6 protein-coding genes and 4 tRNA genes are annotated in these 11,720 nt (G+C 67.3%); 5 read left to right on the top strand and 5 right to left on the bottom strand.

Going from position 1 to position 11,720, the window contains the following annotated elements; all coding sequences use genetic code 11:
- Window positions 1-153 precede the first annotated feature (153 nt).
- Window positions 154-777, top strand: coding sequence for a YfiR family protein (locus C2862_RS15860; RefSeq protein WP_136221110.1), 624 nt, complete (start codon window positions 154-156; stop codon window positions 775-777).
- Window positions 777-2,681, top strand: a complete 1,905-nt coding sequence (locus C2862_RS15855) for an ATP-binding protein (protein ID WP_136221109.1) — start codon at window positions 777-779, stop codon at window positions 2,679-2,681. Before C2862_RS15860 ends, C2862_RS15855 begins: the two co-directional genes overlap by 1 nt.
- Before the next feature lie 60 nt (window positions 2,682-2,741).
- Here the strand turns inward: C2862_RS15855 and C2862_RS15850 are convergent, their stop codons facing one another.
- The 5 genes from C2862_RS15850 to C2862_RS15830 all read right to left on the bottom strand — a co-directional run bounded on the left by C2862_RS15850 (window position 2,742) and on the right by C2862_RS15830 (window position 4,482).
- Window positions 2,742-3,275: an FxDxF family PEP-CTERM protein gene (locus tag C2862_RS15850; RefSeq protein ID WP_136221108.1), complete on the bottom strand. Its 534-nt coding sequence runs from the start codon at window positions 3,273-3,275 to the stop codon at window positions 2,742-2,744.
- Between the two features lie 399 nt (window positions 3,276-3,674).
- Window positions 3,675-3,751 (bottom strand) — tRNA-Arg (locus C2862_RS15845).
- A 188-nt stretch (window positions 3,752-3,939) separates the two neighbouring features.
- Window positions 3,940-4,016 (bottom strand) — tRNA-Arg (locus tag C2862_RS15840).
- A gap of 129 nt (window positions 4,017-4,145) precedes the next feature.
- Window positions 4,146-4,222: transfer RNA gene (locus C2862_RS15835), tRNA-Arg, on the bottom strand.
- Between the two features lie 183 nt (window positions 4,223-4,405).
- Window positions 4,406-4,482 (bottom strand) — tRNA-Arg (locus tag C2862_RS15830).
- 111 nt (window positions 4,483-4,593) lie between these two features.
- Between C2862_RS15830 and C2862_RS15825 the strand changes: the two genes are divergently transcribed.
- The 3 genes from C2862_RS15825 (at window position 4,594) to C2862_RS15815 (ending at window position 11,697) form a co-directional block, all read left to right on the top strand.
- Window positions 4,594-8,559, top strand: a complete 3,966-nt coding sequence (locus C2862_RS15825) for a two-component regulator propeller domain-containing protein (protein WP_229467463.1) — start codon at window positions 4,594-4,596, stop codon at window positions 8,557-8,559.
- Window positions 8,556-9,701: an alpha-hydroxy acid oxidase gene (locus tag C2862_RS15820; protein WP_136221107.1), complete on the top strand. Its 1,146-nt coding sequence runs from the start codon at window positions 8,556-8,558 to the stop codon at window positions 9,699-9,701. The genes C2862_RS15825 and C2862_RS15820 overlap by 4 nt, the downstream gene beginning before the upstream one ends.
- A gap of 148 nt (window positions 9,702-9,849) precedes the next feature.
- A complete protein-coding gene (locus tag C2862_RS15815) occupies window positions 9,850-11,697 on the top strand; it encodes an energy transducer TonB (RefSeq protein WP_136221106.1) in 1,848 nt (615 codons plus the stop codon).
- The last annotated feature ends 23 nt before the right edge of the window (window positions 11,698-11,720 follow it).

The following is an 11,720-nucleotide window of genomic DNA, read 5'->3' as shown; positions in this document are numbered from 1 at the left end:
AAATGTTTTACCATGATGTATGTCACGAAACAATTTAGGGCTTCGGCGTGCGGCAGTGTTCCGCCCGGCGTGCCGAGTCTGGCGAACCGGGTGTGCGTCAGGCATTCGAGCGCTTCCATACAAGGGCGCGACCTGCAGAATTAACCCCGGCCCATGATCCGACACCGCTTTGCCCGAACCCCGCAGCCGTCTCCTCCTTCGCCCCGGCGCCGGCAGGCGGTCGGCCGTCTGGCGGGCTGGTCGCTGGCCGCGGTCTGCGGGGGACTTGGCCTGGCGCCGGCCACGGCGCATGCGGAAGCCGGCGGCAGCCAGGCCCTGGAGCGCCGGGTCAAGGCCGCCTTTCTCTACAAGTTTCTCGGCTATGCCGATTTCCCGGCCTCGGCCTTCGCCGACAGCGCGGCCCCGGTGACGATCGGCGTGATCGGTTCCGACGAGATGGCGGCCGAGCTGGGGCGGGTCGTGGCCGGGCGCCAGGTGCGCGGCCGCCAGATCGTCGTGCGCACGCTGCGCGAAGGCGATCCGGCCCAGGTTCACCTGCTGTTCATTGCCGGCAGCGACAGTGCGCGCGCGGCGCGCATTTTGCGCAGCGCGTCCGGAGCCCTGTTGCCGGTCACCGAGTGCGAGCTCGGCCTGCAGAACGGCAGCGTCATCAATTTCAGGATTATCGAGGAGCGGGTGCGTTTCGACGTCTCGCTCGACTCCGCAGAGAGGAATAACGTGAAACTCAGTTCGCGCCTGCTTACGGTCGCCAACCGCGTAGTCAAGGGAAACAGCTGATGCAATCCCGCCAGCATCTCAACGACGGCGGTTCCGTCCGCAGCAAGCTGATCAAGATGGCCGTGTTCACGACGCTGGCAGCGCTGCTGTCGGCCTCGATCGCCATGCTGCTGCTCGACCTGCGCACCTTCCAGCGCTACTGGGTCGACGACCTGACCACGCAAGCCGATATCATGGCCAGCGTCACCGCCCCGGCCCTGGCCTTCAACGACGCCTCCACGGCAGGGCAGCAGCTGGCCGTGCTGCGCGCCCGCCCGCAGATCCTGGCCGGCGCCGTCTACGCGAATACTGGCGCGCGTTTCGCCACCTATACCAAGGCGGGCCTCGAGCAGTCGCTGCCGCCGCGCGCGCAGCCGGCCGGCTACCGCATCGACAATGGCGAACTCGAGGTCTGGCACAACGTCGTCGAGAACGGCGAGCTGGTAGGCACCGTCTTCCTGCGCTCGCGCTACGGACTGGTCGAGCGCCTGCTGAACTATGGCGCCATCCTCGGCGGCGTGATGCTGGGCGCGCTGGTGATCGCGGCCCTGGTCGCCTCGCGCCTGCAGGCCGCGATTACCCGTCCCCTGGAGGCGGTGACCAATGTGGCGCGCCAGGTGATGCAGCAGCGCGACTTCACCCTGCGCGTGCCGGGCAATAACAGCGGCGAGATCGGGGTGCTGGTCGAAGCCTTCAACGACATGCTGGCCGAGATCGGACGCCGCGCGGAAGCCCTGCAGGCGGCCAACCGCACCCTCGAACACGAGATGGACGTGCGCCAGAAGGCCGAGGGCGCCCTGATCGTGGCCGACCGCAGGAAAGACGAATTTCTCGCGACCCTGGCCCACGAGCTGCGCAATCCGCTGGCGCCGATCCGCACGGGCCTGGACATCCTGCGCATCCGCAGCGGCGATGCCCAGGCGACCCAGCGCGCCACCGACATCATGGAACGCCAGCTGCGCCAGATGGTGCGCCTGGTGGACGACCTGCTCGACGTGTCGCGCATCAATACCGGCAAGTTCGCGATCAAGATGGGGCGCGTGGAACTGAAGGCGGTCGTCAACGACGCGCTGGAAGTGGTCCGCTCCTACATCGAGCTGCATGGCCACGAACTGGCGATCGACTTGCCGGACCGCCCGGTCTTCCTGCATGGCGACGCCACGCGCCTGGCGCAGATCCTGTCGAACCTGCTGAACAACGCGGCCAAGTACACCAACCGCGGCGGCAAGGTTACGCTCGGCGCCCGTGTCGAGGACAAGACCCTGGTGCTGGAAGTGAGCGATACCGGCATCGGCCTGGCGCCGGAGATGCTCGACTCCGTGTTCGAGATGTTCGTGCAGGTCGATTCGACGCTGGAACGCACGAACGCGGGCCTGGGCGTGGGCCTGTCGCTGGCGCGCAAGCTGGTGGAACTGCATGGCGGGACGATCGCGGCTTCGAGCGAGGGCCTGGGGCGCGGCAGCCGCTTCACGGTGCGCCTGCCGATCGTGGTCGATCCGGAACCTTTGAGCAAACCGACCCCGGCCGCCTTCATCAGCACCGAGACCTACCGCATCCTGCTGGCCGACGACAACGTCGACTTCGTCAACAGCATCGGCGCCTTGCTGACCGCCATGGGCCACAGCGTGGTGATCACCCACAATGGCCCGGACGCGCTGGCGGCCGCGGCGCGCTTCTGCCCGGACTATGCCTTCCTCGACATCGGCCTGCCGCAGATGTCGGGCTACGACCTGGCGCGCGGCATCCGCAAACTGAGCTGCGGTCCGATGACGGTGCTGATCGCCGTGACCGGCTGGGGCCAGGAAAAGGACCGCCAGCTCGCCTTCGAGGCCGGCTTCGACCATCACATGGTGAAACCGGTGCGCTTCGAGCAGATCGAGGAAATCCTGGGCAACCGCAGCATCATCAAGAAGTTACGCACCTGAGTGCGTACCTAGGGAACAACGGAAGCGCTTGCGCGCTCCCGTTGTGCAGGCCAAGTGCTGTTATTTGGCCTTGCGGCGCCGCGCCAGGAAGCCCAGGATCCCCAGGCCGCCCAGCATCATGCCGTAGGTGCCGGGCTCGGGCACAGGCATGAGCATCATCGCCCCGCCGAAGGACGCGCCGTCGTCCGAGACCAGGTTGCCGTTCACGCGGATGTAGTAATCGCCCGCGCTCAGGTTGCCCCCGGCCACCGTCCATACATCGGTCGCCCCCGTCTGCAGGGACGAGCCCTGGCTCAGCAGGGTATCGTTGCCGTCGAATAGCCAGACGCCCGTGATGTCGAGCCCGACGTCGGTGCTACGGCTGACCGACGCGACGATGGCATCCAGGTTCTGGCCCACGGTGCCCGTCACGGTGAACGTGAAGCGGTCGGCGAAGGTATTCCCGCTATTGCCCGCCTCGAAGCTGTCGCCGAAAAAGGCCGAATTGTCCACCAGGTCGAGTGCCTGCGGCGAATTGCCGATCTGCGCCCACGCGCTCGGTGCCGCGAGCGAAGCGCTCGCCAGCACCGCTGCTGCAAGTAGTGATTTCTTCATAGCATCCTCTCGCAAAATCAGCCGCGTCCTGCGGCCGGGTTATGGCAATCGGGGACTTCATGCTAGCAAAGGGATACGCCGATTTGCGCCATTTGCAATGCTTGTGACGCTGCGGCGACATTCGATGATGTTTGGAATGTTTTCAGGATAGGCAGCCATTCGTCCCGCTCTTCATAGGAGGCCGCACGAAAGGCAATTGTTGAGCGGAAAAGCGGAACGAGTTGCTCAGATAACGTCGGCGCCGTCCTACAAAAACAGAGGAGACATTCCTGTGCTGAGCTAAGCCTCGTTTAAGACTCGTGTCGATACGGCCGTGCTGGCGGGAGTAAGGAAAGGAAAAAGCACGAGGGAAAAGAAAAATGGCCCAGAATCGCTTCTGAGCCATTTTCTTGAAACTGATGGTGCGGCTGGCAGGAATCGAACCCACGACCCCTTGGTTCGTAGCCAAGTACTCTATCCAGCTGAGCTACAGCCGCCCGAAGCACGCATTATAACAGGGTGTTGGCATTATTGGAAGGGCGGGTGGCTTCACCTTACATGATGATATTCGTTGGCGCGTGCGCCGCCCGCCGTGAACTTTGCTCAGCACGCTCCCCAGCCGAAGTAGGCGCCATACAATCCAAACGAAAAAGGCCAGATCTTGCGATCTGGCCTTCCTATTCGTTGGTGCGGCTGGCAGGAATCGAACCCACGACCCCTTGGTTCGTAGCCAAGTACTCTATCCAGCTGAGCTACAGCCGCCCGAGGCACGCATTATAACGAGGCATTCGCGAAATGGGAAGGATAAGATTGCGATCCCGAAACATTCGGCGAAACCGCCTGAGCAGAAACGAAAAAGGCCAGATCTCGCGATCTGGCCTTCCTATTCGTTGGTGCGGCTGGCAGGAATCGAACCCACGACCCCTTGGTTCGTAGCCAAGTACTCTATCCAGCTGAGCTACAGCCGCCCGAGGCACGCATTATAACGAGGTGTCGGCAAATTGGGAAGGGCGGGTGGCTATACCCTTTTGCTCATGTACCTCGACGCCTGCGCCGCCCGCCGTCAACGCCGTTCAGCCTGTGCCGGAGCCTTCGGCACGCAGACCCAAAACGAAAAAGGCCAGATCTCGCGATCTGGCCTTCGTATTGGTTGGTGCGGCTGGCAGGAATCGAACCCACGACCCCTTGGTTCGTAGCCAAGTACTCTATCCAGCTGAGCTACAGCCGCCCCGTGGAACGCATTATAGCAGCCGCTTCCGCATTGCGGAAGTCTTAATTTATTACAACTATCCGGGTTCCTCTGGTAGATTGGAGCTTCTGTATCCGATTCCGAGACACTATGTTGGGCACTACCTTGCGCGCGCGGCGCGGCGCGGCGTGCTGCTTGCTGGCGGCGATGCTGGGCATGCTGGCTCCAGGCGGCACCGCCGGCGCGGCCACGCCGCGCAACCTGCGTTTCGAGCACGTGTCGATCGAACACGGCCTGTCCCAGGAATCCGTCCTCACCATCCTGCAGGACCGCCAGGGCTTCATGTGGTTCGGCACCCAGGCGGGCCTGAACCGCTACGACGGCTACAAGATGACCGTCTACCGGACCGACCCGCAGGATCCAGACTCGCTGCCCGACAGTTTCATCAATGCTTCCTTCGAAGATGCCGAAGGGCGCCTGTGGTTCGGCACCAAGGGCGGCCTGGCGCGCTTCGACGCGGCGGCCGGCAAGTTCGTGCGCTATGCGCTGGCCGACGCCGGCACCCCGGGCGATGGCAACCGCAGCGTGAATGCGATCGTCGCCGACCGCGACGGCATTCTCTGGCTCGGCACCAACGATGGCCTGAAGCGCTTCGATCCTGCCAGCGGCGCCTTCACCACGATCCGCCATCCGGCCCATGACGGCGCGCCGGGCGGCGACAACGTCAGCTCGCTGTCCTTCGACGGCCACGGCACGCTGTGGGCCGGCACCGCGCGCGGGGTAGGGCGCCTGGCCCCCGGCGCAAACCGGCTCGAACATTTCGCCCCGCTCGACACCGATCCGCGCCGCGCGCGCGTCAACACGCTGTCGATGGGGCCGCGCGACACGCTCTGGGTCGGCACCGACGCCGGCCTGGAGGCCTGGAACCTGGCCCAGGGTACGCCCCGTCCGCGTGCGCTGCGTGCCGACGAGGGCATCGGCGAGGTGCGCGTGCTGGCGCTGTACCACGACGCCGGCGGCACGCTCTGGGTCGGCACCGACGGCGAGGGCGTGAAGTGGCGCGATCCGACGGATGGCCGTTTCGTCTCCTACGCCAACCGGCCGCTCGACGTCCACAGCCTGTCCGACAACCAGGTCGGCTCGATCCGCATCGACCGCAGCGGCACGCTCTGGGTCGGCACGCGCTTTCGCGGCGTCTCGCGCACCGATCTTGCCAGCGGCGGCTTTTCCAATTTCAGCTTCCGTCCCGACGGCGGCTACCGGATCGGCTTCGAAAAGGCGCGCGACGTCGCCGTGCGCCCCGACGGCAAGCTCTGGATCGGCACCACCGGCGGCGGCCTGGTGCTGCTCGATCCCGAGACCGGGCGCACGGAGCAGTTGCGCCACCAGGAGGGACGGGGCGGCACGATCCCGAACGACGTCGTGCACAGCCTCTCGATCGAAGGCGGACGCCTGTGGGTCGGTACGGCCGGCGCGCTGGCCTGGAGCGACGTGCTCGGCGGACCCTTCCACCCGGTCGCGCTGCCCGGCCTGGGAACGGCCACGGTGCAGCAGGTGCTGCGCACGCGTGACGGCGCACTGTGGGCCGCCACGCGGGCCGGCCTCTACCGACTGGATGCGGACCTGCGCGTGCGCGAGGTCTGGCGCCACGACCCGCAGCGCCTCGACAGCCTGGGCGACAACACCTTGTTCCAGGTGGTCGAAGACGCGCAAGGCGCGCTCTGGATCGGCACCGATAATGGCCTGGACCGTTTCGACCGGGCACGCGGCGTGTTCACCCATTACCGCCACGACCCGCGCGATCCCGCCAGCCTGCGCCACAACCGCATCTACGCCCTGACCCTGAGCAGCAGCGGCCAGCTCTGGGTCGGCACCGCCGGCGGCCTGCACCGGGCGGTCCCCCAGGCCGGCGGCAGGCTGGCCTTCGAGCTCGTGAAGCTGGTCGACGCGCGCGAGCCGCTGCCGATCGGCGCCGTCCTGGAAGATGCGCGCGGCCGCATCTGGGCCAGCATGACCGACGGGATCAGCCGCTACGATCCCGCTACCCGCCAGTACAAGCACTACACGGCCAAGGACGGCCTGATCGACGGCACCTTCTTCGTCGGTTCCAGCGCGCGCGGACCCGACGGGCAGCTGCATTTCGGCGGCGCCAACGGCCTGAGTTCCTTCATGCCCGACGCGATCCGCGACAATCCCTATCCGCCGCTGGTGCGGATCACCGATTTCCTCGTCTTTAACAAGCCGCAGCGGCTGTCCACGCCGATCGAACGTGCGCGCGAGCTCACGCTGTCCTGGCGCGAATCCGTGTTCTCGCTCGAATTCGCGGGCCTGCACTACGCGGCCCCCGCCAGCAACCGCTATTCGTACCGGCTCGAGGGCTTCGACCAGGGCTGGGTCGAGACCGATGCCGGCAAGCGCTTCGCGACCTATACGAACCTGGATCCGGGCAGCTATGTGTTCCGGGTCCGCGCCAGCAACAAGGACGGGGTCTGGAGCGAGGCGCCGGCGGCGCTGACCATCACGATCACGCCGCCCTGGTGGGGGAGCTGGTGGTTCCGCCTGTCCGCGCTGGCCCTGTTGGCCGCGGCAGCGGTGGGCGCGTACCGCCTGCGCATCCGCGCGCTGGTGCAGCAGAAGGGCATGCTCGAACGCCAGGTCAACGCGCGCACGGCCGAACTGGTGCTGCAGAAGGACGCGGCCGAGCGGAGGAAGCGCGAAGCCGAGGAGCAGGGCGAGGCGGCCGACAGTGCGCGCCGCAATATCGCGCTGCTGTCCGACATCGGGCGCCGCCTGACGGCCAACCTCGACACCGAGGCGATCATGACCACGCTGCACCAGCACGTGCAGGTGCTGATGGACGCGCCCGTGTTCGCGGTGGCGGTGGCGCGCGGCGGCGGTGGCGGCGTACTGTTCGACGTGCCCTTCGCCGTCATCGACGGCCGGCGCTGCACGGCGCCGGTGCGCGCGCTCGGCGATCCGCTGCATCTGGGCGCCTGGTGCGTCGAGCACGAACGCGAAGTCTTCATCAACGATCTGGCCGCCGACGTCCCGCGCTACCTGCCGGACGCCGACCCGCTGGCGGTCGCGGCGGCCGCGCTGCCTTGCGTGCCCGAGCAGCGACCGCTGTTCGGCCTGCCGCAGTCGCTGCTGTATGTGCCGGTGCTGGTCGGCCAGCGCGTGCTGGGCGCGCTGACGGTGCACAGCTTCGCGCCGCGCGCCTACCAGCGCGTGCACCTGGACATGCTGCGCACCCTGGCCGCCTACGTCGGCGTCGCGCTCGACAATGCCCAGGCCTACCGCCGCCTGAAGGACGTGCAGGGCCAGCTCGCGGCCCAGGAAAAACTGGCCTCGCTCGGCTCGCTGGTGGCCGGCGTGGCCCACGAACTGAACACCCCCATCGGCAACAGCCTCCTGATGGCCAGCACCCTGCACGACAAGACGCTCGACCTGTCTGCCGCGCTCGATACGGCGGCGCTGCGGCGCTCGGAACTCTCCAGCTACATCGGCTCGGCGCGCGAGGCCTCGGAGCTGATCATGCGCAGCCTGAACCAGGCGGCGGAACTGGTGAACAGCTTCCGCCAGGTCTCGGTCGACCAGGCCAGCGCCCAGCGCCGCCGCTTCGACCTGGCGCGCGCCTGCCAGGAAATCGTCGCCACCCTGATGAACAAGGTGCGCCTGGCCGGCCACGTGCTGGAGCTCGACGTGCCCGACGGGATCGTCATGGACAGCTATCCGGGGCCGCTGGGCCAGGTGCTGATCAACTTCGTCAACAACGCGCTGCTGCACGGCTTCGAGGGGCCGGGCGGCCACATGACGCTGTCGGCTCGCCCGATGGAGGGCGACTGGGTGCGCATCGCCTTCCGCGACGACGGGCGCGGCATCGCGCCGGCCCACCTGCCGCGCGTCTTCGATCCGTTTTTCACGACGCGCATGGGGCAGGGGGGCACCGGCCTGGGCCTGAACATCGCGCACACCATCGCCACGTCGCTGCTGGGAGGCGCGATCCGCGCCGAGAGCACCCCGGGCAAAGGCACCGTTTTCATCCTCGAGCTGCCGCTCAGAGCAGCCGAGGCGCGACATCCCACACCAACCGAGGAGAGGAAACTGCACGCATGAGCATCATCACGACGATCGAGGATCTGCGCGTCCTGGCAAAAAGGCGCGTGCCACGCATGTTCTACGACTACGCCGACGCCGGTTCCTGGACCGAATCGACCTACCGCGCCAACGAGGCCGATTTCGCCAGGATCAAGTTCCGCCAGCGCGTGGCCGTGAACCTGGAAAACCGCAGCCTGAAATCCACCATGATCGGGCAGGAAGTGGCGATGCCGGTGGCGCTGGCGCCGACCGGCCTGACCGGCATGCAGCACGCCGACGGCGAGATCCTGGCCGCGCGCGCGGCCGAGAAGCTCGGCGTGCCGTTTACGCTCTCGACGATGAGCATCTGCTCGATCGAGGACGTCGCAAGCCGGACCAGCAAGCCGTTCTGGTTCCAGCTCTACGTGATGAAGGACCGCGATTTCATCAATCGCCTGATCGACCGCGCCAAGGCCGCGCGCTGCTCGGCCCTGGTGCTGACGCTGGACCTGCAGGTGCTGGGCCAGCGCCACAAGGACCTGCGCAACGGCATGACGGCGCCGCCGAAGCTGACGATTCCGAACATGATCAACCTGGCGACCAAGCCGCGCTGGTGCTGGAACATCCTGCGCACCCCGCGCCGCCAGTTCGGCAACATCGTCGGCCATGCGTCCAGCGTCTCGGACATGAGCTCGCTCTCGTCCTGGACCTCGCAGCAGTTCGATCCCCGCCTGTCCTGGGACGACGTCGCCTGGATCAAGGACCGCTGGGGCGGCAAGCTGATCATCAAGGGCATCATGGACGCGGAAGACGCGCACCTGGCCGTGAAGAGCGGCGCCGACGCGCTGATCGTTTCGAACCACGGCGGGCGCCAGCTGGACGGCGCGCAGTCGAGCATCGGCGCGCTGCCGGGCATCGTCGACGAAGTCGGCAGCCGGATCGAGGTGCACATGGACGGGGGAGTGCGCTCCGGCCAGGACGTGATCCGCGCGCTGGCGCTGGGCGCGAAGGGCGTCTACATCGGCCGGCCCTTCCTGTATGGCCTGGGCGCGATGGGCGAGGCGGGCGTGGCGCGCTGCCTGGAGATCATTCGCAACGAGCTCGACCTGACGATGGCCTTCTGCGGGCTGCGCGACGTGCGCGACGTCGACCGTAACATCCTGCTGCCGGGAACCTGGTAAGCCGCCTTCCCAAGTTTGCTGTACGGAACGATGTGTTTGGTCAACCCTGTGATAGCATCGCCGGGTTACTTGCCTCTTCGGCATCTTTGCATCGATTACATGGCCACATCGTTCCGTTTCGCCCAGCCAGCCAGGAAAGCGCTCGCGCATGGCTGAGTTTTCGCCAGCCCAGCCCATGTTCGATTGGCGGGAAGCGCTGTTCGCCTGGCGCCAGTCTCCGCGCCTGAACACGGCCTTTGTCCTTTCTACCGCTTTCCACGTTTTGTTGCTGTGCCTGGCCGTGGGCGGCGAGGCGCTCGGCCTGCCGGGCTTCCATTTTCCGTGGGAAGAGCGGCGCATGGGGCCGAACGAATTGCGCATCCAGCTGGCGCCCGTACCTGCGCCTGCGCCGCCGGTGGCCACGCCACCCGTGCCGGTCGAGGTGCCCAAGCCGGTACCGGCAGCGGCGCCCTCCGCGCCCATCCCCAAGGCGGCACCGGTGCCTGCACCCCTGCCGGCGCCGAGCCGGCCGCAGCCAGTTGCTGCCGCGCCTGAATTGCCTGCACCCGCTCCCGCTCCCGCTCCGGTCGAGCCGGCCCCGGTGATCGCAGCACCTGTGCCGCCTGAACCGGCGCCGCCGGCAAAGGCTGCGCTCGCATTAGCGCCCACCCGGGAGGAGACGGCCCCTTCATCGGCACAAGCCGAGGCCGCCGCCAGGGAGAACGCCGAGGCCCAGGTGCGCGCGGAAGCACGTGCAAAGGAAGAGGCAGCCGAACAGCACCTGCGCCAGCTGGCCCTCGAGGCGGACGCCCGGCGCGAGGCGGCGCGCCTGATCGCCGAGCAGGAAGAGAACGCGCGCCAGGAGGCTGCACGCCGCCAGGCGCAACGCGAGGAAGCGGAGCGCCAGGCCCGGGCGGAAGCAATACGCCAGGAACAGCAGAAGGCGGCGGCCGCGCGTGAGGAAGCGGCGCGTCAGGAACTGGCCCGTCAGGAGGCGCAGCGCCAGGACGCCGTCCGCGAGGAAGCAGCGCGCCAGGAACAGGCAAGGCAGGCCCAGCTCGAAACGGCGCGCAGGGAAGCGGCACAACAGGAGCAGGCGCGCCTGGCGCAGCTTGAAACAGCGCGGCAGGAAGCGAGCCGGCAGGAGCAGCAGCGTCAGGAAGCAGCCCGTCAGGAGGCAGCCCGTCAGGAAGTGGTACGTCAGGAAGCTGCACGTCAGGAAGCAGCCCGTCAGGAGGCAGCCCGTCAGGAAGTGGTACGTCAGGAAGCTGCACGTCAGGAAGCAGCCCGTCAGGAAGCGGCACGTCAGGAAGCGGCCCGTCAGGAAGCGGCCCGTCAGGAAGCGGCCCGTCAGGAAGCGGCACGCGAGGAAGCGGCTCGTCAGGAAGCAGCCCGTCAGGAAGCGGCCCGTCAGGAGGCAGCCCGCCAGGAAGCAGCCCGTCAGGAGGCAGCACGCCAGGAAGCGGCCCGTCAGGAAGCCGGTCGTCAGGAAGCCGGTCGTCAGGACGCCGCCCGACAGGCGGCGGAACAACAGGCCCGGGCACAGCGTGAAAAAGCCGAACAGGAAGCCCAGCGCGAGGAACGCCTGCGCGCGATCGGCAAGCAGCTCGACGCGGAAAAGGCGCAGCGCGACGCCGCCGCCAAACTGCCGCCCACGGTGAGCAGCCTGCGCCGCGGCTGGCTGTTCGGCCGCGCCGACGCCAACGCCGACCTGGTCGCCTACGCGCAGGCCATGAGCCGCAAGATCGAGATGAACATGACCTTCGACACCGTGCGCGAGCTGGCGAAGGGGGCGCGCGTGCAGCCGGTGGTGACGGTGGCGGTGCGCGCCGACGGCTCGGTCGAGAAGGTCAGCTTCGAACTGTCGAGCGGCGTGCCCGCGCTGGACGAGGCCATCCGCAAGGTGATCGCCGGCCAGGCGCCCTACGGACGCTTCCCGCCGGCGCTGGCCCAGCAGTATGACGTGGTCGAGATTCGCCGCACCTGGATCTTCGACGTGGCGATCCGCCTGGAGTAGATTTGCTTGTAGGGGGGGAGCCA

The sequence above is a fragment of the Massilia sp. Mn16-1_5 genome (assembly GCF_004798585.1).
Taxonomy (GTDB): Bacteria; Pseudomonadota; Gammaproteobacteria; order Burkholderiales; family Burkholderiaceae_D; genus Telluria.
This window is presented reverse-complemented; position numbering and strand designations above follow the sequence as displayed.